The organism is Arthrobacter sp. UYEF21, assembly GCF_040546085.1.
Lineage (GTDB): Bacteria > Actinomycetota > Actinomycetes > Actinomycetales > Micrococcaceae > Arthrobacter.
The window spans coordinates 224,383-244,985 of the sequence record NZ_JBEPNF010000001.1; the positions used below are offsets into that span (position 1 = coordinate 224,383).

The 20,603-nt window shown below is 64.9% G+C and carries 15 protein-coding genes and 1 pseudogene; 10 read left to right on the forward strand and 6 right to left on the reverse strand.

What is annotated here, in order from left to right; translation table 11 throughout:
* Window positions 1-83 precede the first annotated feature (83 nt).
* Complete coding sequence (locus ABIB27_RS01040; protein ID WP_354253375.1) at window positions 84-3,905, reverse strand: multifunctional oxoglutarate decarboxylase/oxoglutarate dehydrogenase thiamine pyrophosphate-binding subunit/dihydrolipoyllysine-residue succinyltransferase subunit; 3,822 nt, start codon at window positions 3,903-3,905, stop codon at window positions 84-86.
* Window positions 3,906-4,369: 464 nt separating this feature from the next.
* On the opposite strand from ABIB27_RS01040, the gene ABIB27_RS01045 reads away from it, so the two are divergent.
* The 5 genes from ABIB27_RS01045 to ABIB27_RS01065 all read left to right on the forward strand — a co-directional run bounded on the left by ABIB27_RS01045 (window position 4,370) and on the right by ABIB27_RS01065 (window position 9,576).
* Window positions 4,370-5,704, forward strand: a complete 1,335-nt coding sequence (locus ABIB27_RS01045) for a hemolysin family protein (RefSeq protein WP_354253376.1) — start codon at window positions 4,370-4,372, stop codon at window positions 5,702-5,704.
* Window positions 5,701-6,771 carry a hemolysin family protein gene (locus ABIB27_RS01050; RefSeq protein ID WP_354253377.1) on the forward strand — a complete coding sequence of 357 codons (1,071 nt, stop codon included), beginning with the start codon at window positions 5,701-5,703 and terminating at the stop codon, window positions 6,769-6,771. Before ABIB27_RS01045 ends, ABIB27_RS01050 begins: the two co-directional genes overlap by 4 nt.
* A gap of 128 nt (window positions 6,772-6,899) precedes the next feature.
* Window positions 6,900-7,889, forward strand: a complete 990-nt coding sequence (locus tag ABIB27_RS01055) for a metal ABC transporter solute-binding protein, Zn/Mn family (protein WP_354253378.1) — start codon at window positions 6,900-6,902, stop codon at window positions 7,887-7,889.
* Complete coding sequence (locus ABIB27_RS01060) at window positions 7,886-8,701, forward strand: metal ABC transporter ATP-binding protein (protein WP_354253379.1); 816 nt, start codon at window positions 7,886-7,888, stop codon at window positions 8,699-8,701. The genes ABIB27_RS01055 and ABIB27_RS01060 overlap by 4 nt, the downstream gene beginning before the upstream one ends.
* The gene (locus ABIB27_RS01065) at window positions 8,701-9,576 is read left to right on the forward strand and encodes a metal ABC transporter permease (protein WP_354214000.1); all 876 of its coding nucleotides are present in this window, start codon (window positions 8,701-8,703) and stop codon (window positions 9,574-9,576) included. Before ABIB27_RS01060 ends, ABIB27_RS01065 begins: the two co-directional genes overlap by 1 nt.
* 18 nt (window positions 9,577-9,594) lie before the next feature.
* Here ABIB27_RS01065 and ABIB27_RS01070 read toward each other — a convergent pair whose 3' ends face one another.
* Window positions 9,595-10,083, reverse strand: coding sequence for a Fur family transcriptional regulator (locus tag ABIB27_RS01070; RefSeq protein WP_354214001.1), 489 nt, complete (start codon window positions 10,081-10,083; stop codon window positions 9,595-9,597).
* 111 nt (window positions 10,084-10,194) lie between these two features.
* Here ABIB27_RS01070 and ABIB27_RS01075 point away from each other — a divergent pair, with 111 nt between their 5' ends.
* Window positions 10,195-10,851, forward strand: coding sequence for an MBL fold metallo-hydrolase (locus tag ABIB27_RS01075; protein WP_354253380.1), 657 nt, complete (start codon window positions 10,195-10,197; stop codon window positions 10,849-10,851).
* A 4-nt stretch (window positions 10,852-10,855) separates the two neighbouring features.
* Here the strand turns inward: ABIB27_RS01075 and ABIB27_RS01080 are convergent, their stop codons facing one another.
* A complete protein-coding gene (locus ABIB27_RS01080; RefSeq protein ID WP_354214003.1) occupies window positions 10,856-11,932 on the reverse strand; it encodes a PLP-dependent cysteine synthase family protein in 1,077 nt (358 codons plus the stop codon).
* A 67-nt stretch (window positions 11,933-11,999) separates the two neighbouring features.
* Between ABIB27_RS01080 and ABIB27_RS01085 the strand changes: the two genes are divergently transcribed.
* From ABIB27_RS01085 to ABIB27_RS01095, 3 genes are all read left to right on the forward strand, one after another.
* Entirely contained in the window at window positions 12,000-12,854 is an 855-nt protein-coding gene (locus ABIB27_RS01085) for a sulfurtransferase (protein ID WP_354253381.1), read from the forward strand.
* Window positions 12,855-12,928: 74 nt separating this feature from the next.
* On the forward strand, window positions 12,929-14,086 hold the full coding sequence (locus ABIB27_RS01090) for an NAD(P)-dependent alcohol dehydrogenase (RefSeq protein WP_354253382.1): 1,158 nt from the start codon (window positions 12,929-12,931) through the stop codon (window positions 14,084-14,086).
* Window positions 14,083-14,511 carry an HIT family protein gene (locus ABIB27_RS01095; protein ID WP_354214006.1) on the forward strand — a complete coding sequence of 143 codons (429 nt, stop codon included), beginning with the start codon at window positions 14,083-14,085 and terminating at the stop codon, window positions 14,509-14,511. Before ABIB27_RS01090 ends, ABIB27_RS01095 begins: the two co-directional genes overlap by 4 nt.
* A 43-nt stretch (window positions 14,512-14,554) precedes the next feature.
* Here ABIB27_RS01095 and hrpA read toward each other — a convergent pair whose 3' ends face one another.
* Window positions 14,555-18,502, reverse strand: coding sequence for an ATP-dependent RNA helicase HrpA (gene hrpA, locus ABIB27_RS01100; RefSeq protein WP_354253383.1), 3,948 nt, complete (start codon window positions 18,500-18,502; stop codon window positions 14,555-14,557).
* Between the two features lie 139 nt (window positions 18,503-18,641).
* Between hrpA and ABIB27_RS01105 the strand changes: the two are divergent.
* Window positions 18,642-19,109: pseudogene (locus ABIB27_RS01105) on the forward strand (helix-turn-helix domain-containing protein); the annotation flags it as partial.
* On the opposite strand, the gene ABIB27_RS01110 reads toward ABIB27_RS01105, so the two are convergent.
* Together ABIB27_RS01110 and ABIB27_RS01115 are read right to left on the reverse strand one after the other, a co-directional pair.
* Window positions 19,106-19,405, reverse strand: coding sequence for a protealysin inhibitor emfourin (locus ABIB27_RS01110; protein WP_354214008.1), 300 nt, complete (start codon window positions 19,403-19,405; stop codon window positions 19,106-19,108). The pseudogene ABIB27_RS01105 and the gene ABIB27_RS01110 overlap by 4 nt on opposite strands.
* A 53-nt stretch (window positions 19,406-19,458) precedes the next feature.
* Window positions 19,459-20,553 carry a M4 family metallopeptidase gene (locus ABIB27_RS01115; RefSeq protein WP_354253384.1) on the reverse strand — a complete coding sequence of 365 codons (1,095 nt, stop codon included), beginning with the start codon at window positions 20,551-20,553 and terminating at the stop codon, window positions 19,459-19,461.
* Window positions 20,554-20,603: the final 50 nt, after the last annotated feature.

Genomic DNA, 20,603 nt, shown 5'->3' on the forward strand with positions numbered 1-20,603 from the left:
GGCGTGGCTATGGTCCATCCCATTAAACAGAACTGCCCGGCCGGAGTCTGGTATTTCGACGTCCGGCCGGGCAGCCACTGCTGTTACTTCCGTGCAAATGCCTGCTTCAAGAGCGTATCCTGCTCGACAGCGTGCCGCTTCATGGAGCCGGCGGCCGTGGAGGCCGAGGCCAGACGCGACACAAGTCGGACGCGCCGGTCCAGCGCCTCCGGGAGGTGCAGGCCCATAAACGGCCATGGACCCTGGTTGGCGGGCTCGTCCTGTGCCCAAACAACCTCGGCGTTCGGGTACTTGGCCAGTTCCGCAGCGATCTCCTCGTGGGGCAACGGGTACAGCTGCTCCACGCGGACAATCGCGGTGGTCTTGTCATCGGTCTTCTGCCGCGTGGACAGAAGGTCGTAGTAGAGGCGGCCGGAAACCAGCAGTACGCGTTCGACGGCGTCTGCCGCCAGCTGCTCATGGTCACTGATGACGGGGCGGAAGCCGCCGGTGGTGAAGTCCTCCACGGACGACGCGGCAGCCTTGAGGCGCAGCAGCTGCTTCGGCGTAAAGATGATCAGCGGCTTCCGCGGCCGGCTGTAGGCCTGGCGGCGCAGCAGGTGGAAGTGCGATGCCGCCGTGGTGGGGTTGGCGACGATCATGTTCTCTTCGGCGCACATCAGCAGGAAGCGTTCGATCCGGGCCGAGGAGTGGTCCGGGCCCTGTCCTTCGTAGCCGTGCGGGAGCATCAGGACCAGGGAGGAGCGCTGGCCCCACTTCTGTTCGGCCGAGGAGATGAACTCATCGATGATGGTCTGCGCGCCGTTGACGAAGTCGCCGAACTGCGCTTCCCACAGCACGAGTGCATCCGGGCGTTCCACCGAGTAGCCGTATTCGAAGCCCATGGCCGCGTATTCGGACAGCAGGGAGTCGTAGATCCACAGCTTGGCCTGGTCGTCCGAAAGGTTGCCCAGGGGCAGCCATTCACTGCCGTTGGCGCGGTCGTGGAACACGGCGTGGCGCTGCACAAACGTGCCGCGGCGTGAGTCCTGGCCGGCAAGCCGGACAGGCACGCCTTCCATGATCAGCGAACCGAAGGCCGCGATCTCGCCGAAGCCCCAGTCGATGCCGCCTTCGCGCGACATCTGCTCACGCTTCTCAAGCAGCTGCTTGAGTTTGCCGTGGACGGTGAAACCCTCGGGGATTTCGACGTGTGCCTGGCCGATCCGTGCCAGCGTTTCCACCGAGATGGCGGTGGATGCCGGGGCGTTCGTGCCGAAATCGGCCTGCTGGGCGATGGGACGCTCGATGTCCGAGACGGCGGCAGAATCAGCCGTGATGATCGGGATCGGCGATGTCTGGGCTGCGTGCGTTTCGGCGAAGACCCGCTCCAGCCGCTCCTGGTAGTCGCGGAGCAGTTGCTCTGCTTCTTCCTCGGTGATGTCGCCACGGCCGATGAGCGCCTCGGTGTACAGCTTGCGGACGGAGCGCTTGGCTTCGATCAGGTTGTACATCATGGGCTGGGTCATCGAGGGGTCGTCGCCCTCATTGTGGCCACGGCGGCGGTAGCACACCATGTCGATCACAACGTCCTTGTGGAAGCGCTGGCGGAACTCGTAGGCGAGTTGGCCAATGCGGACCACGGCCTCCGGATCGTCACCGTTCACGTGGAACACCGGTGCCTGGATCATCTTGGCGACGTCCGTGGAGTACGTGGACGAGCGCGACGACGACGGGGCGGTGGTGAAGCCCACCTGGTTGTTGACCACCACGTGGATGGTGCCGCCGGTGCGGTAGCCGCGGAGCTGGGACAGGTTCAGCGTTTCGGCAACCACGCCCTGGCCGGCGAAGGCAGCGTCGCCGTGGACCATGATGGGCAGGACCGGGAAAGCCATGCCCTGGTCCAGGCGGTCCTGCTTGGCGCGGACGATGCCCTCGAGGACGGAGTCCACCGCCTCGAGGTGGGACGGGTTGGCCGCCAGGTAAACCTTGGTCTCGTTGCCGTTCTCGGAGGTGAACGTGCCTTCCGTACCAAGGTGGTACTTCACGTCGCCGGAACCCTGCACGGAGCGGGGATCCTGGGTGCCTTCGAATTCGCGGAACACCTGGGCATAGGTCTTGCCGGCGATATTGGTCAGCACGTTCAGGCGGCCACGGTGGGCCATACCGATCGCGACCTCGTCCAAGCCATCGTCAGCGGCGTCGGAAATGATGGCGTCCAGCAGCGGAATCAGGGATTCGCCGCCTTCGAGGGAGAAGCGCTTCTGGCCGACGAACTTGGTCTGCAGGAAGGTTTCGAACGCTTCTGCTGCGTTGAGCCTGGACACGATGCGCAGCTGCTCTTCGCGGCTGGGCTTCGAGTACTCGTGCTCCAGCTGGTCCTGGAACCATCTGCGCTCTTCAGGCTCCTGGATGTGCATGTACTCGATGCCCGTGGTGCGGCAGTAGGCGTCGCGGAGTACGCCGAGGATGTCGCGGAACTTGAGCATGGGGGCGCCGCCGAAACCGCCGGTGGGCCATTCGCGGTCGAGATCCCAGAGGGTGAGCCCGTAGGTCAGGACGTCGAGGTCCGGGTGCTTGCGCTGGACGTACTCGAGGGGATCTGTGTCCGCCATCAGGTGGCCGCGTACGCGGTAGGAGTGGATCAGTTGCTGGATCCGGGCGACCTTGTTGATTTCGTCAGCGGGGTCAACCTGCAGGTCGAGGCTCCAGCGCACGGGCTCGTACGGGATGCGCAGCGACTCGAAGATTTCGTCGTAGAAGTTCTGGGCGCCGAGGAGCAGCTGGTGTACCAGCTTCAGGAACTCGCCGCTGCCGGCACCCTGGATGACGCGGTGGTCGTAGGTGGAGGTCAGCGTGAGGACCTTGCTGATCGCGTTCTGCGCGATGATCTTTTCGCTCGCGCCCTGGAACTCGGCCGGGTAGTCCAGCGCGCCGACGCCGATGATGGCAGCCTGGCCCTTGGACAGGCGCGGCACGGAGTGGACGGTGCCGATGCCGCCGGGGTTGGTCAGGGACACGGTGGTGCCCGAGTGGTCATCAGCGGTCAGCTTGCCGGCGCGGGCGCGCTTGATCAGGTCCTCGTAGGTGTGCCAGAACTCGGAGAAGTTGAGGGTCTCCGCCTTCTTGATGTTCGGCACCATCAGCAGGCGGGTGCCGTCCGGCTTGGGCATGTCAATGGCGATGCCGAAGTTGACGTGTGCCGGCTGGACAGCAACAGGCTTGCCGTCCACTTCGTCGTAGTAGACGTTCATGGACGGGAACTGCGAGAGCGCCCGGATGACGGCGTAGCCGATCAGGTGGGTGAAGGAGACCTTGCCGCCGCGGGCGCGGGCCAGGTTGGAGTTGATGACAACGCGGTTGTCAATCAGCAGCTTGGCCGGGATGGCACGGACACTCGTGGCGGTGGGGACCTCAAGGCTGGTGACCATGTTGGTGGCAATGGCCTTGGCCGGACCCCGCAGGACGGAGACCACGTCTTCCTCGGGGGCTGTGGGTGCCTTGACGTTCTTGGGCAGCTGCGCGGGAATCGGCGGGGCGCTGGTGCCGGGCTCGGTCTTTTTCGCGCCATCGCGGGCGACCGTTGCGGGGGCTTTCTTTGCCGCTGCCGGAGCCGCTGCCGGAGCGGCTGCCGGTGCTGAAGGCTGTGCTGCAGGCTGTGCGGCCGGCGACGGTGCCGGGGCAGTTACAGCAGGCGCCGCAGCCGGAGCTACGGCAGGCATTTCACGTGTGGCGGGGTTGGCTGCGGCGGCTGACGTGCTCCCGTTGGAAGACGATTCGCTGCCCGAGTCGAAGGATTCGAACAGCGGCCACCACTTGGTGTCCACAGTGTTCTTGTCCTTTTGGTACTGCTCGTACAGTTCGTCAACGAGCCACTCATTTCCGCCAAATTCCTCTGGTAGACGGTGGCTAGGCTGCTCTGGCACTTGAAATACGCCTCTTCCATGAGTTTGGTTTATCTCTGGCCGCCAAGGTGCCTCAGCACAACAATCGAACCAGTCTCTGCGTCCTGAACCCGGACCTTTGCCAGTCTAATGAGCATTCTGTGTTAACTGCCAATAACGGTGACCCAAATCATGGAATGACGTCGAGATCACGAAATGTGGCGGCACCGGGGGCATGCGGAAGGCGCAATCCGCTCCTGTAGACTGACCTTCTTATGGACAGTAAATCTAGGTGCCGGCCTGGGGGCTGTCAGCGGAGCATGAAAAACAGTTTCGCGCAGTCTCCCCGCAGAGCCGGCAAACCCCGAACACGCGCCCATCACTCTCCCTCGGTTCACTCCGGCGGAGCCCCTATGGAAACAGCGTCGGTTTCGGCCGACCATCCTCCGCCGGGCCGTTTCCCCCGGACTCACTCCGTTTCCCCCGGCTTCCAGGCGGGATGCTGAATGGAGTGGTTGCTCCTCGCGGCAGGTTTCCTGCTGATCGCCGGCACCGGCTTTTTTGTCGCCGTCGAGTTTTCCCTGATTGCCCTTGACCAGGCCACGGTCCAGAACGCCATCGACAACGGCGACACCGGGGCCGTGCCGCTGCTCAAGTGCCTGAAATCCCTCTCAACCCAGCTTTCCAGCTGCCAGCTCGGTATCACCCTCACCACGCTCCTGACCGGCTACGTCATGGAACCGTCCGTGGGGCGCCTTCTCGAAGGCCCGCTGGCCGCCGTCGGAATTCCCGATGTGGCGGCGGTATCCGTTTCACTGGTGATTGCCATGGTACTGGCGACGCTCCTGTCCATGCTGCTGGGCGAACTGGTACCGAAAAACATGGCCATCGCGCTGTCCTTCCCGGTGGGTAAGGCGCTGGCGCGGCCGCAGCTCATTTTTACGGCGATCTTCAAGCCCGCCATCGTGTTGTTGAACGGCTTTTCCAACAAGGTGCTGAACGTTTTTGGCCTCGAGGCCAAGGAAGAGATCTCGGGCGCCCGGACGCCTGCCGAGCTGGCCTCCCTGGTGCGGCGTTCCGCCGCCATGGGAACGCTCGACGCCGGGACGGCGAACTTCGTGTCGCGGACCCTGAACTTCTCGGCCCGGACGGCCGCCGACGTTATGACCCCCCGTATCCGGGTGGAAACCATCGACGCCGACCAGCCGGTCTCGGACATCCTGGACGCCGCACGGCGCACCGGTTACTCCCGGTTCCCGGTCATCGGCGACTCCGCCGATGACATCAAGGGACTGGTCCACGTCAAGAAGGCAGTGGCCGTGCCCTGGGACCGGCGCGCCAACCTGGAGGCCGGTGCCATCATGACCGATGTCCTCAGGGTGCCCGAAACCATCCACCTTGATGCGCTCCTGGCCGAACTGCGGGAAGGGAACCTGCAGCTCGCCGTCGTTCTCGATGAATACGGCGGAACCGCCGGCATCGCCACCCTCGAGGACCTTGTGGAGGAAATCGTGGGTGAAGTGTCCGACGAACACGACAAGGTCCGTCCGGGACTGCTCCAGAGCGCCTCCGGGGACTGGTACTTCCCCGGGCTGCTGCGGCCCGACGAACTGTCCGAACAGATCCCGGGACTCACCGTCCCGGATGAGGCTGCCTACGAAACTGTGGGCGGCTATGTCATGAGTGAACTGGGCCGCATTGCCGTCGTCGGGGACACCGCCCCGGTGGGCGGCGGCATCCTGAGCGTGACCCGCATGGACGGCCGAAGGATCGAGCGGATCTGCTTCCACCCGGCTGCTCCTGAGCCTGAGGCCGTTGCGGATGACAGGAGTACGCCATGAGTGACTGGGCAGGAATAGCCTGGCTGGCTGTCCTTCTGCTGGGCAACGCGTTTTTTGTCGGCGCCGAGTTTGCGGTCATGTCAGCGCGGCGGAGCCAGATCGAACCCCTCGCCGACGCCGGTTCCAAACGCGCGCAGACCACGTTGCGCGCCATGGAAAATGTTTCGCTGATGCTGGCCTGTGCACAGCTGGGCATCACAGTGTGTTCGCTGCTGATCCTGCAGGTCGCCGAGCCGGCCATCCACCATCTGATGGCTGCTCCGCTGGAGGCAGTGGGGCTGCCGGTGGAGGTTGCCGACGTGGCGGCGTTTGCCATCGCCCTGATGGTGGTGACCTTCCTCCATGTGACGTTCGGTGAGATGGTCCCAAAGAACATCTCGGTGTCGGCAGCGGATAAAGCTGCCCTGCTGCTCGCGCCGCCGCTGATGTTTGTGGCCCGGCTGGTGAACCCGGTCATCTTTGCGCTGAATTGGTCCGCCAACCACATCCTCAAACTCCTGCGGATTGAACCCAAGGATGAAGTGAACTCGTCCTTCACGCTTGAACAAGTCCAATCGATCGTGCAGGAATCCACCCGTCACGGACTGGTGGATGACGACGCCGGCCTGATCACCGGTGCCCTGGAGTTTTCCGAATATAAGGCGTCCGACATCATGGTGCCCGTGGAGAAACTGGTCATGCTGAAGGAAGCCACCACGCCGGTGGAGTTCGAAAAGGCTGTCAGCAGGACGGGCTTCTCGAGGTTCCCGATGGTGGACGGGGACGGCATACTCTCCGGCTATCTGCACGTGAAGGATGTGCTCTCCATTCCCGACGAGGACTACCAGCACCCCATTGCCGAGAGCAGGATCCGTTCCCTGGCCAACCTGGCCCTGGGCGACGAGGTTGAAACGGCCATGTCGGTCATGCAGCGTACGGGGTCACACCTGGCCCGCGTCATCGGCGCGGACGGCCAGACCCACGGCGTCCTGTTCCTGGAAGACGTGATCGAACAGCTCGTAGGAGAGATCAGGGACGCTACGCAGGCCACCGGCATCAGGCGGCTCGGCCAGCCCAACGGCACCTAGCCTGGCGTGACGACGAGCCGGGCCGGATCAAACGTGCCGGCCCGGCTTTTCTAAATAGGAATCATTCCTATTTAGGAGTAGACTTTGTGAATAGTCAAAGACTCACCCCGTCCTGATCTGAGGTTTCCGTGCGCCACTCCGCTGCCATCCGAACGTCCCTTGCGGCCCTCGCGGGCTTCAGCCTCCTGCTGACCGCGTGCAGTCCTGGTGGCGGGCCGTCCGTCCGGTCCGGCACGGAAGCGTCATCCGGGGCCATCGACGTTGTGGCCTCCACCAACGTCTACGGTGACATCGCCGGAGTGATCGGCGGCGACCAGGTCAACGTCACCGCCATCATCACCAAGACCAGCCAGGATCCGCATTCCTATGAGGCCACCGCGCAGGACCGGCTGGCGGTCTCCAAAGCGGACCTGGTGATCGAGAACGGCGGCGGCTACGACGCCTTCCTGCACAAGATGGCCGATGACAGCAACATCGGGCACGGCAATATTCTCACGGTCGTGGACGTAGCCGGCCTTGCGCCGGAGCAGGAACACGCCGGGACGGCCCCAGCCGCCCGTGAAGCCACCCACGATCACCAGCACGGCCACTTCAATGAACACGCGTGGTACAACCTGGATGCCATGAGCAAACTCGCCGATTCCCTCGCGGCCAAACTTGGCGAACTGCAACCCGGATCAGCCGCCCAATTCACCGCCAACGCCGCCACCTTCAAATCCGGGGTGGCAGGCCTGACCGCCAGGCTCGCTGCACTGAAAATAAAGGGGGCCGGCGGGCCGGTCGCCGTGACGGAACCCGTTCCGGTCTACCTCCTCGAGGCGGCAGGGCTGGAGAACCGGACACCGGAGGACTACACCGCCGCGATTGAGGAAGGCTCGGATGTGCCGCCTGCCGTCCTGAAGGCCGCCACCGAACTGGCAGGATCACCGGACATCAGGTTCCTGGCCTACAACGACCAGACCGCGGGACCGCAGACGGAGGCGTTGAAGAAGGCAGCCGAGGCGGCGGGCGTTCCTGTGATCGATTTCAGCGAAACCCTGCCCGAAGGCAAGACGTACCTGCAGTGGATGACGGACAATGTGGACAACGTCAGCAAAGTTTTGGAGACAAATAGGTGAAACCGGTGGTGAGCCTCCGCGGGGCGTCCCTGCAGTTCGGCAAACGCACGCTGTGGGAGGACCTCGACCTGGACATCAGGCCCGGCGAGTTCTTCGCCGTCCTGGGCCCCAACGGCAGCGGCAAGACCAGTTTCCTTAAAGTACTGCTGGGCCTGCAGAACCTGCAGTCCGGCAGCGCCACCCTCGGTGACCGGCCGGTGGAACGGGGGAGCAGCCTGATCGGCTACATCCCGCAGCAGAAGTCGTTAGCTCCGGACACACCCATGCGGGCCCGCGACCTGGTGGGGCTCGGGGTGGACGGCCACCGGTGGGGCCTGCGGCTGGGCATGTCCCGGGTCAACCGCAGGATTGACGAACTCCTCGAGCTGGTGGGAGCAACCGACTACGCCAAGGTGCCAGTAGGACAGCTCTCCGGGGGCGAGCAGCAGCGCCTTCGCGTCGCCCAGGCGCTGGCCACCGAACCCCAGGTCCTCCTGTGCGACGAACCCCTGTTGTCCCTGGACCTGCACCACCAGCAGGCCGTCAGTTCCCTGATTAACAACCAATGCCACGAGCAGAACAGTGCCGTGGTGTTTGTCACCCATGAAATCAACCCGGTCATCGATTACGTTGACCGGGTGCTGTACCTGGCCGGCGGCCGCTTCATGGTGGGAACACCGGAGGAAGTCATGACCACGGAGGTCCTCTCGGAACTCTATGGCAGCCACGTGGAAGTCATCCACGCGAACGGGCGCATCGTCGTCGTCGGCCTGCCTGACGCCACCACCCACCACCACGACGATGTCCACGCAACGGCGGGGGAGGTGGCCTGATGGATGCGGACAGCATCATCGCTGCGATCTTCAGTTTCGAAAACTACGGCGAACTCCTGGCACTTGTCCAGAACTCGATCTGGGCAGGCGCCATCCTGGGACTGCTCGGCGGCCTGATGGGCACCTTCGTGATGAAGCGGGATTTGGCCTTCGCCGTCCATGGCATCTCCGAACTCTCCTTCGCCGGCGCCGCGTTCGCGCTGCTGATCGGCGCCGATATTGTGTTTGGCTCCCTGATCGGCTCGGTGGCGGCGGCACTGCTCCTGGGCCTGATGGGGGTCAGAGCGCGGGACAAAAACTCGATCATCGGGGTGATCATGCCCTTCGGCCTGGGCCTGGGCATCCTGTTCCTCTCCCTCTATCAGGGCCGCGCCGCCAACAAATTCGGCCTCCTGACGGGACAGATCGTCTCCGTGGACACTGTCCAGCTGCAGGTCCTCGCCGGCGCAGCCGTGGTGGTGGTCGCTGCGCTGGTGCTCATTTGGCGGCCGCTGAACTTCGCCAGCGTGGATCCGGAACTGGCCGAGGCCCGCGGTGTGCCCGTCCGAACCCTCGGAATCGTATTTATGGTGCTGCTGGGTGTGAGCGTGGCGCTGTCCATCCAAGTGGTGGGCGCGCTGCTGGTGCTGGCCTTGCTCATCACGCCGGCGGCGGCGGCCCTGCGGGTGACGTCTTCGCCCGTAGCCCTGGTGATCCTCAGCGTCATCTTTGCCGTCACGGCCACCGTGGGCGGAATCCTGCTTGCCCTGGGCGGACGCATCCCGATCAGCCCCTATGTCACCACCCTGTCATTCCTGATCTACGTGGTGTGCCGCATTATCGGCGGCGCCCGGGACCGGAAAGGCATCAACGGGCGGTTGCTGCAGGCGCGCTGATGCAGCGGTCCTGGGCCCTCAGAGTTTGCCGGCGGCCCGGAGGACAGTGCAGTCGGGGCAGAGGCCGAAAATCTCCACGGTGTGCGCCACCTCGGTAAAGCCGTGTTCGGCGGCGGTCCTGGCAGCCCACGTTTCCACTGCCGGGGCTTCAACCTCTACGGCCTTGCCGCAGTTGCGGCAGAGCAGGTGGTGATGGTGCCCGGTCACGGCGCAGCGCCGGTAGACCGCTTCGCCCTCGCCGTTGCGCAGCACGTCCACCAGGCCGTCGTCGGCGAGGGACTGCAGGATCCGGTAAGCCGTTGCCAGGGACACCGAGACGCCCTTGTTCTGCAGGATGCGGTACAGCTCCTGGGTGCTGACGAAGTCGTCCAGCTCGTCCAGGGCGGTGCTGACGGCCACGCGCTGCTTGGTGACGCGCTGCTCCTTGGCCGGGTTGGCTCCGGCCCCCGCACCGGCACCGTATGGAGCGTTCGACGGCGTCGCGTCAGCTTTGGTGCCGAACGGCATGGAGAAACTCGCTTCCCTAAGGGACGGTGGCAAACATCAAGATTACCAGTCGGCACAGTCCGGCCATCATCACCCCTTGGAACTCCAGGAGCCGGAACCTAGGCTGGCGCTATGAAGCTGACAAAATACACCCATGCCTGTGTCCGGCTCGAAAAGGATGGAAAGGTCCTGGTACTTGATCCGGGAACGTTCTCGGAGACAGCCGAAGCCCTGGACGGCGCGCATGCCGTGCTCATCACCCATGAGCACCCTGATCACGTGGACGTCCCAGCCATAACCCGGGCGCTCGGAACGGCAGCCGGCCTGGCCGTGTTCGCTCCGGCCGGCGTGGCTGCCGCACTGCGGCAGGAAGCGCCGCAGGCAGCTGACCGGATCAACGCCGTTGAACCCGGTTCCACGTTTGACGCTGCCGGCTTCAACGTGCAAAGCTTCGGCGGCCAGCACGCGCTGATCCACCCGCAGATTCCCATGGTGGCCAACATTGGCTACCTGGTGGAAGGGAACGTCTACCACCCGGGGGATTCCTTCATCATCCCGGACGGCCCCAGCGTCCAGACGCTTCTGGTTCCGATCCACGCACCGTGGAACAAAGCCGGCGAAGTGGTGGACTTCGTGATCGGGGTCCGCGCACCGCGCGCATTCCAGATCCATGACGGCCTGCTGAACGAAACGGGCCTGAAGATGGTGGAAGGCCATGTTGCCCGGCTGGGTGGCAAGTACGGCACTACGTTCACGCATCTTGCCCCGCGTGAATCTGTGGAGGTCTGAACGGCTACGCGGTCCAGATGCCGGTCTCGAAAAACCGTCGGATGACGTCCTCATGCGGCTCGGGGTCCAGGCCCTGGGCTGCAAGCCACGCCGGATTGTAGTAGTTGCCCGCGTAGCGGTCGCCGCCGTCGCACATCAACGACACAATGCTGCCGCGCTGTCCTTCGGCGACCATTTCCGCCACCAGTTGCCAGACACCCCACAGGTTGGTGCCGGTGGACGGTCCGGCGTGCAGGCCGGCGAAGGTGTGCAGGTGCCGCATGGCTGCGATGGAGGCGGCATCGGGAACCTGGATCATGTGGTCGATGACGCCGGGCACAAAGCTCGGCTCCATCCGCGGGCGGCCGATGCCTTCAATCCGTGAGGGCAGGCCGGTGGTTTCACCCGTACCGTTCAGCCAACCGGGGTAAAACGCGGAATTCTCCGGGTCGACTACCGCGAGGCGGGTGTCATGGCCGCGGTAGCGCAGGTAACGGCCGATGGTCGCGCTGGTTCCGCCGGTCCCCGCACCCACCACGATCCAGCGGGGGACGGGGCCTTCCTCCAGCTCCAACTGCCCAAAGATGGACTCCGCGATGTTGTTGTTGCCGCGCCAGTCCGTGGCCCGCTCCGCGTACGTGAACTGGTCCATGTAGTGGCCCTTGGATGTGGCAGCAACGTCTGCTGCCGCGGCGTAAACCTCGGACGCATGGTCAACCAACAGGCACGAGCCGCCGAACCGTTCGATCAGGGCGATCTTCTCCCGGCTCGTTGTGCTGGTCATGACGGCGACAAACGGCAGTCCCAAAAGCTGCGCGAAGTATGCCTCGGAGACCGCAGTGCTGCCGCTGGATGCCTCCACGAGGGTGGTACCTTCGTGGATCCAGCCGTTGACCAGGCCGAAGAGGAACAGCGAACGGGCCAGCCGGTGCTTGAGGCTCCCCGAACGGTGCGTGGATTCGTCCTTCAGGTAAAGCTGGACGCCCCAGTGCCGCGGGAGCGGTACCGAGTACAGATGGGTATCAGCGGACCGGTTGTTTTCTGCGTTGACTTTCCTGATGGCCTCGTCGGCCCATGCCCGGTCCGCGCTCGCGTTCTTCACCGGACCAACTCTAGCTAGAGTTGGTCCAGCGACTAAACCTCACCAGCACAATTTGCCAAGGAGAACAATGGGTCCACTAATGGCTGTCCCGGCTTTGGCGGCGCGTTTCGAGGCCGGCCAGCGCACCGTGGTGCTGGATGTCCGCTGGGCTTTGGGTGACCCGCATGGCCGGGAACATTACCTTGAAGCGCATATCCCCGGTGCAGTCTTTGTGGACCTTGCCACCGAGCTTGCTTCGCCTGCAGCGCCGGCGCGGGGACGCCACCCGCTTCCACCGGTGTCGGAATTCCAGGCAGCCGCTCGACGCTGGGGAATCAACAACGGCGACGTTGTGGTGGCCTACGACAACAGCGCTAACATGGCCGCTGCCCGCGTCTGGTGGATGCTCCGCAACGCCGGGTTCCCGGACGTTTACCTGCTCGACGGCGGCCTGGCCGCCTGGCAGGGCGCCGGACTCCCGCTGGAATCCGGAGCAGTGGAGGCGGTGCCGGGGAACGTTTCCCTTTTCGAGGGCGGCATGCGGGCTATTCCGGCAGCCACTGCAGCGGACTGGCCAAAAACGGGCATCCTCCTGGATGCCCGGGCCGGCGAGCGATACCGGGGCGAGTTCGAACCCGTAGATCCGCGTGCCGGGCACATTCCGGGCGCCCTGAGTGCCCCGACGACGGAGAACGTGGACGGCGCCGGGCGTTTCCTGCCGGCATCCGAGTTGCGGCGCCGGTTCGAAAACTTGGGCATCCGGGACGATGTTCCTGTTGCCGTGTACTGCGGCTCGGGTGTGACCGCGGCGCACCAGGTGGCTGCCCTCGAAATCGCAGGATTCCGGGCCGCGCTTTACCCGGGCTCGTTCTCGGAATGGTCGAACAATCCTGATCTTCCCGTGGCAACTGGAAGCACACCCGGTACGCCAGCGGGGCAATGACGGCCCTGCCCTGACGTCCGGGCTGACCGGCCCCGAGTGGAAATGCCGCGGCCTGCGAGGGTAGCGTCGCAGGTATGACCCCAGGACGCCCCGTACCGCCGCCCCTTGCCCGCCCGGTTTTGCCCGCCGATACCCCTGCATCCGATCAGGACGCCGGACTGATGGCGGCCGCGTATGGTGCAGTCTCCGAAGACAGTGGTCTTGTGCCCCTGACGCTGGCCCGCCGTGCCCCCAAAGCGGATGACGTTGAGATCGCCGTCGAATTCTGCGGCCTGTGCCACTCGGATGTGCACGCCACACGCGGTGAATGGGGGAACCAGAATTACCCCCTGGTCCCCGGCCACGAAATCGTGGGAACGGTCAGCCGCGTCGGTTCCGCCGTGGATGACTTCGCGCCGGGCGACCGTGTGGGCGTCGGTTGCATGGTCGATTCCTGCCGCGAATGCGACAGCTGCCTGGACGGCCTGGAACAGTACTGCGAAAACGGGCTGACCGGGACCTACGGCGCCAAGGATCCGCGTAACGGCGATGCCATCACGCAGGGCGGCTACTCGTCCGCCATGGTAGTGGACCGCCGCTACGTGGTCCGCGTGCCTGCCAACCTTGACCCGGCCGCCGTCGCACCGTTGCTCTGCGCCGGCGTCACCACGTTCTCTCCCTTGCGCCACTTCGACGTGGAGCCAGGCGACGTGGTGGGCGTGGTGGGCCTCGGCGGTCTCGGGCATATGGCCGTAAAACTGGCCAAGGCCATGGGGGCCGTGGTCAAGGTCTTCACTACTTCTGAAGGCAAGGTGCCGGCCGCGCTGGAGCTCGGAGCTGACGACGTGATCCTGTCCCGCGACGAGGACGCCATGGCCGCCGCGAACCGCACCATCGACCTCATCATCGACACCGTGGCGGCTCCCCACGATCTCAACCCCTTGTTCCGCACCCTGCGCTTGGACGGTGCGCTGTTCCAGCTGGGCCTGCCTTCCGAGGCCATGCCTCCGGTGAATCCGGGGGCCCTGATCAGGCGGCGGATCGCGTATGCAGGTTCGCTGATCGGCGGCATCGCCGAAACGCAGGAGATGCTCGACTTCTGTGCCGAGCATGGGGTGGTGGCGGACATCGAACTGGTGCGCGCCGACCAGCTGAATGAGGCCTACGACCGAATGGTGGCAGGCGACGTCAAATACCGGTTTGTGCTGGACACCAGCACGCTGCAGGCCCCGGCCGAGAAGGCAGACGCATGAGCACCCTGTTCACCAAGATCATCAACGGCGAGATCCCCGGACGCTTCGTCTGGCGGGAGGCCGATGTTGCGGCCTTCCTGACCACGGGTCCGCTGGCCGATGGGCACACCCTGGTTGTCCCCACCGAAGAGGTGGACCGCTGGACGGACGCTTCCCCGGAAACCCTCGCGAAGGTGATGGAAGTGGCCCGCCGGATCGGTGCCGTCCAGCTGGCGATCTTCCCAGCCGAGCGGGCGGGCCTGATCGTGGCCGGCTATGAGATCAACCACCTGCACGTCCACGTGTGGCCGTCCCGGAGCATGGCTGACTTCGACTTTGCCTCAGCGGACCACAACCCGGACCCGGCAGTTCTGGACGCCAACGCGGAAAAGCTCCGCGCAGGGCTCCGGGCCGCGGGCTACGCGGAGTTCGTGCCCGAGAGCTAGGCCTTGCGCTCGCGCCGGCCTGCCTGACCGTTGACTCGAAGGGCTAGGCCGGCGCGAGTGCTTTGTTCAGGACGGCCCTGATCCGTTTTTCGGAGACAGAGTAGGCGGTTCCCAATTCGACCGCGAAGAGGCTCACCCGGAGCTCTGCGATCATCCAGTGCACCTGGGTCAGTTCGGCACCCACCCGCCGCCCGGGCAACAGGGCCGACACGGCGTCGTCGTAGTCGTCTTCCAGGCGCTGGACGGCGGCCATGTTCAGGGCATCCCGCTGGACGTTGCCGGGAAGCCTTTCGAGGCGTTTCTCGACGGCGGCCAGGTACCGGGGGAGCTGGCTCAGCTGGGCGAAGCCGGTGCGGGCAACGAATCCGGGGAACACCAGCTGTTCGAGCTGGCTTTTGACGTCGTTGAGCGCGCTGATCAAGGCCAGGCTGGTTGTTCCTTTGAGCTGCTTTTCGATCCGCCGGGTGCTGGCCAGGATGCGTTCCACCACGGCCGTCACGCTGAACACAGTGTCGATCAGTTCCGCGCGGACCTGCTCGTAGAGTGCGTCAAAGGACTCGCGGTCCCACGGGACGTCCGGCGGGGTCAGCTTGTCCACTGCGGCGAGGGCGCAGTCGGCGATCAGGGCTGACACCGAACCGTGCGGGTTCTGGCTGAACGTGAGCTTTTCGGTGTTGTTGAGGTGCTCAAGTACGTAGCGGTCCGGCGAAGGAACGCGCAATGCCAGCAGCCGGATCACGCCGCCCCGCATGGCCGCCTGCTGTTCCGACGACGTCTGGAACACGCGCAATGCAACGGACGTTCCTTCGTCCACCAGTGCTGGGTAGCCGGTGACTGTATGGCCGTTGACCACGTTGCTCACCTGCTGCTGGACTGTCCCGAAGGTCCATTCGGTCAGGCCGCCCTGTTCCCTGAAGCCCGTGCCGGCGCCAGCGCCGGAAGAGTTTCCGCCTGCCGATACAGCGGGTCCGGTACCGCCGGCCTTTCCGGCTGACGCGGATTTTCCACGTGACGGCGGCGCGGTGGTCCCGGGCGTCGCCCCCAGAGATTCCGCAATGGCGCGGCGCGTGGCGGGGGCCAGCAGCTCCTGCAGAGCAGCCAAGTCCTTGCCCTCGTCCAGCACCTGGCCCTTGCTGTCCACCACTTTGAAGCTCACCCGCAGGTGGGAGGGAACGGTGTCCCAGTTCCAGGACCCCGGCGGGATGACCTGGCCGCGGATTCGGCGCAGGGCCAGTTCAAGCGATGCTTCCAGCTCATCGCTCGCAGGGTCAAAGTCCGCCTCAAGTGCGGCCACGGCCTGGCGGGCCACGTCCGGGGCCGGGACAAAGTTCTTGCGGATCTGTTTGGGCAGGGATTTGATGAGGGCAGTCACCAATTCCTCGCGCTGGCCGGGGATCAGCCAGCGGAAGGCCTTGTCGTCCAGCTGGTTGAGGAAAAGCACCGGCACTTCGGCCGTGACGCCGTCGGACGGGTTGGGCGGCGAGCCCGGCGCTACAGGGTGGAACTCGTAGGTCAGCGGCAGCTCGAAGCCCTTGTGAAGGAGCGTCTTGGGGTACGCGGCCTCGTCCAGGTTGTCGGCTTCTTCGTTGAGCAGCAGCGACTTGTCGTAGTCCAGGAGGTCCGGGTTCTTCTGCCGGGCGTCCTTCCACCATTTGTCGAAATGGCGCTCGGACACCACGTCGGGGCCGATCCGTGCGTCGTAGAACTCGAACAGCGTTTCGTCGTCCACCAGCAGGTCGCGGCGGCGCATCCTGGCCTCGAGCTCTTCCACTTCCAGGAGCAGGGCGCGGTTGCGGTGGAAGAACTTGTGGTGCGTTTTCCAGTCGCCCTCCACCAAGGCATGCCGGATGAACAGCTCACGGGCCAGCACAGGATCCACGCGGCTGTAGTTGACGCGGCGCTGGGGAATGATGGGCACGCCGTACAGGGTGACCTTCTCATACGCCATGACCGCACCCATTTTGGTGGACCAGTGGGGTTCGCTATAGCTGCGTTTAACCAGGTCCGGCGCCACTTGTTCGGCCCAGACGGGATCGAACTTGGCGGCGACCCTGGCCCACAGCCGGCTTGTTTCCACCAGTTCGGCAGCCATCACGAAGGTGGGGGACTTTTTGAAGAGTGCCGAACCGGGGAAGATTGCGAACCGGCTGCCGCGTGCGCCGGCGTACTCGCGCTTGCGCTCGTCAAGGATGCCGATGTGGCTGAGCAGACCCGACAGCAGGCTGATGTGGACGCCCTCGTGGTTGCCCACAGGATCTGCGAGGCGTTTGTTGTCCAGGCTGATACCCAGCGGGCGGGCCAGCTGGCGGAGCTGGGCGAACAGGTACTGCCACTCGCGCACCCGTAGGTAGTTGATGAACTCGGTCCGGCACAGCCGGCGGAACTGGGTGGACGAGAGTTCCTGCTGCTTCTCCTGGATGTAGTTCCACAGGTTCAGGAAGCCGGTGAAGTCCGAGTTCTCGTCGCGGAAGCGGGCATGTTTCTCGGTGGCGAGCTGCTGCTTGTCTGTGGGACGCTCGCGCGGGTCCTGGATAGTCAACGCTGCGGCCAGGATCATTACTTCGCGGACGCAGCCGCGCTTGCCGGCTTCCACAATCATCCGGCCCAGGCGCGGATCGACCGGCAGTTGGGCAAGCTGCTGCCCGACGGCGGTCAGCCCGCCGCTCTTTGCGTCACCGGGACGGATGGCACCCAAGGCGCCGAGCTCGCGCAGGAGCGTCACGCCGTCGTTGATCGCCCTCGAATCCGGGGGCTCCACAAACGGGAAATTCTCCACGTCCTTGGGCCCGCGGGCAACACCCATGGCGGTCATCTGGAGGATGACGGCAGCAAGGTTGGTGCGCAGGATTTCGGGATCCGTGAACAGCGGCCGGGATTCGAAGTCCTCTTCCGAATACAACCGGATGGCGATGCCGTCGGACACGCGGCCGCACCGGCCGGACCGTTGGTTCGCCGACGCTTGGGACACGCGCTCGATGGGCAGGCGCTGGACTTTGGTCCGGTGCGAGTACCGGGAGATGCGGGCGGTGCCGGTATCGACGACGTACTTAATGCCGGGTACGGTCAGGGACGTCTCCGCCACGTTGGTGGCGAGAATAATGCGGCGTTTGCCGCCAGGGTGGAAGACCTTGTGCTGTTCCTGCAGGCTGAGCCGGGCAAAAAGCGGCAGGACTTCGGTGCCGGCCAGCCGCCGGTTGGACTGGATCCTGGCATTGAGCGCGTCGGCGGCGTCGCGGATCTCGCGCTCGCCGGAGAAGAAGACCAGGATGTCGCCGGGTGCCTCGGTGGCGAGTTCGTCCACGGCGTCGCAGACGGCGTCGAGGGGATCTCGGTCCTCCTCGAGTTCGTCGTCGGACGCTTCGTCATCGGCGCCGCCGGCAGGCTGGGACAGCGGACGGTACCGGATCTCCACCGGGAACGTGCGCCCGGAGACTTCGATGATGGGGGAGGGGTCATCCTCAGAGCCGAAGTGCTTGGCGAAGCGCTCCGGATCGATGGTGGCTGAGGTGATGATGATCTTCAGGTCAGGCCGCTGCGGCAGGATGCGTTTGAGGTAGCCCAGGATGAAGTCGATGTTCAGGCTGCGCTCGTGTGCTTCGTCAATGATGATGGCGTTGTACTTACGCAGCAGTTTGTCGCGCTGGATCTCGGCGAGGAGGATGCCGTCGGTCATCAGTTTGACCTTGGTGGCGCGGCTGACTTCGCCCGTGAACCGCACCTGGAAGCCGACTTCCTGGCCGATCTCCACCCCGAGTTCCTCCGCGATGCGCTCAGCGACCGTGCGGGCAGCGAGCCGCCGCGGCTGGGTGTGCCCGATCAGGCCGTTGTCGCCCAGGCCCAGTTCCAGGCACATTTTGGGGATCTGGGTGGTCTTGCCGGAGCCGGTCTCGCCGGCGATGATGGTCACCTGGTTCGCTGCAATGGCAGCCATCAGGTCCTCGCGGCGCTCGGAAACGGGCAGCTCGGCAGGATAGGAGATATGAAATGTCATGGCTGCAGCCAGTCTACTGGGGCGACGCCTGATTCCGGCCCTCGGAGCCGGCTATGTCTGGGCCGAATAGACGGCGGCCAGGCCCGCGGGATGTCCGCTGTTCATGGATGTATGGGTGGAACACGAAGTGGAGGACGCCCAGGAGGAGAACCTCCCCGAGTCCGTTCTGGAGGCATTGCGCGCCGCAGACGCCCGCGGAGCCTGGGTGATGTCCATCTGCTCCGGCGCCTTCGCACTGGCCCGCGCGGGGCTGCTGAACGGCCGGCGGTTCGGCGCCGATGGAAGAGCTGCTCCGCTGGATGGTGCAGCATCTTGACCAGGATCACACCGTCGGTGACATGGCCACGCGGGTGCACATGTCCGCCAGCACCTTTGCACGCCGGTTCAGGTCCGAAACCGGGGCAACTCCCGCGGCCTGGCTGAACTCCCAACGGGTGCTTAGGGCGCAGGAGCTCCTCGAATCCACGGACCTGAACATTGACGAGGTTGCAAGGGAATCCGGTTTCGGTCATCCGGTGCTGTTGCGGCACCATTTTGCCAAGGTACTGGACACGAGCCCCCAGTCCTCCGCCGGGCATTCCGCGGCCAGCTGGACGCCGTTGTTTAGCGGGATTCTTCAGAAGCTGCCCGTGTGCTGTCCACGAGCACCCGCCAGGGTCCGGTAACCCTTTGCTCCGGCAGGGCCGCGCGGCGTTGGCCCGCCCGGATGGCGTAAATAAAACGGTCCGGCTGGCTGTCCGCCGCTTCGGCTGCTGCTGCGCGTAAGGTCTTGGGCACTGCATCCCACGGGCAGGCCTCGACGATCGGCTGCCACTCGCTCTTGGCGCGCTCCGTCTCGGCTGTCACCGTCCACAGCCGTGTCATTGCGGCGATCCCGCCGGTGCGCTCCACGCTTATCTTCATGGCCTGTTTCCTGGGCTTCCCTACAGCCCGGCTTCTCGGCAGCCGGGCTTGGCTTAAAGCTTGACCTTCACAGTTTCCCACGCCTTGCGGACGGCGTCATGCTCGGCGGAGCCGGACCCGAAAAGCTCGACGGCGGATGCGGCCGTCGCTCTGGCAAAAACGCTGAAGGTGGCCGTGGCAGGCAGTGACCCGCCGGTGAGCGTGTCGTACCAGATCTGGCCCGGCGCTCCCCAGGCGTTGCCGCCCAAAGACTCCGCCGTGAGGTAGAAGGCCCGGTTGGGAATGCCGGAGTTGATGTGGACGCCGCCGTTGTCCGCGCTGGTACGCACGTACGAGTCCATCGAGTCCGGCTGGGGATCCTTACCCAGCACGTCATCGTCGTAAGCGGTGCCTGGCGCTTTCATGGACCGCAGGGCGAAACCTCCCACCTGCGCCGTGAAGAGTCCTTCGCCGATCAGCCAACTCGATTCGGTCACGGACTGCCTTTTCACGTACTGCTCGACGAGCGCACCGAAGACGTCGGACACGGATTCGTTGATAGCACCTGCCTGGTTCCGGTAGGCCAGCCCGGCGGAATATTGGGTGACGCCGTGCGTGAGTTCGTGCCCGATGACGCTCAAAGACCGCGTGAAGCGTTCGAAGACTTCGCCATCGCCATCGCCGAAGACCATCTGCCGGCCGTCCCAGAACGCATTGTCGTAGAGCTTTCCGAAGTGAACGGTCGCGTCGAGGGGGAGGCCTCCGCCGTCGATGGAGTTGCGGCCGAAGATTTCCACAAACAGGCGATGGGTGTTTCCCAGGCCGCTGTAGGCCTCGTCTGTGGACAGATCGCCGGACTCGGGTGACCCTTCCTTGCGCACCAGTTTCCCGGATAGGTTTTCGGAGCCCGCGGCGTCGTAGATGCTCCGGTTGGGAAGGCCTGGCTGGGCCTCGCGCAGTCCCGGCGGCGCGGCGGGCACCGGCGACGTGCGGGCGGACTGGACCGACCGCACGTGGCTCAGTGCTTCCTTGGCCGCCCGTGCGGCGGCCGAGAACTGCGGCGCGTCCTGGCGGGCCAATCGCCGGAGCAGGTAAGGCGGAATGATGAAACAGCGGCCGGTTGATAGAAGCAGGGACGGTGGGCGTTGGGCTGGCGGATGCTGGACCATTGGCTGAATGACGTACCCCCTCGGATCGTAAAAACAGACTACGAGGAGTC

Bases quoted from the DNA above. Each gene is read 5' to 3' on its own strand.
- ABIB27_RS01110 (WP_354214008.1), bottom strand. From the start codon at position 19,405: ATGAAGATAAGCGTGGAGCGCACCGGCGGGATCGCCGCAATGACACGG.
- ABIB27_RS01085 (WP_354253381.1), top strand. From the start codon at position 12,000: ATGGGTCCACTAATGGCTGTCCCGGCTTTGGCGGCGCGTTTCGAGGCC.
- ABIB27_RS01065 (WP_354214000.1), top strand. From the start codon at position 8,701: ATGGATGCGGACAGCATCATCGCTGCGATCTTCAGTTTCGAAAACTAC.
- ABIB27_RS01115 (WP_354253384.1), bottom strand. From the start codon at position 20,553: ATGGTCCAGCATCCGCCAGCCCAACGCCCACCGTCCCTGCTTCTATCA.
- ABIB27_RS01090 (WP_354253382.1), top strand. From the start codon at position 12,929: ATGACCCCAGGACGCCCCGTACCGCCGCCCCTTGCCCGCCCGGTTTTG.
- ABIB27_RS01070 (WP_354214001.1), bottom strand. From the start codon at position 10,083: ATGCCGTTCGGCACCAAAGCTGACGCGACGCCGTCGAACGCTCCATAC.
- ABIB27_RS01075 (WP_354253380.1), top strand. From the start codon at position 10,195: ATGAAGCTGACAAAATACACCCATGCCTGTGTCCGGCTCGAAAAGGAT.
- ABIB27_RS01050 (WP_354253377.1), top strand. From the start codon at position 5,701: ATGAGTGACTGGGCAGGAATAGCCTGGCTGGCTGTCCTTCTGCTGGGC.
- ABIB27_RS01045 (WP_354253376.1), top strand. From the start codon at position 4,370: ATGGAGTGGTTGCTCCTCGCGGCAGGTTTCCTGCTGATCGCCGGCACC.
- ABIB27_RS01095 (WP_354214006.1), top strand. From the start codon at position 14,083: ATGAGCACCCTGTTCACCAAGATCATCAACGGCGAGATCCCCGGACGC.
- hrpA (WP_354253383.1), bottom strand. From the start codon at position 18,502: ATGACATTTCATATCTCCTATCCTGCCGAGCTGCCCGTTTCCGAGCGC.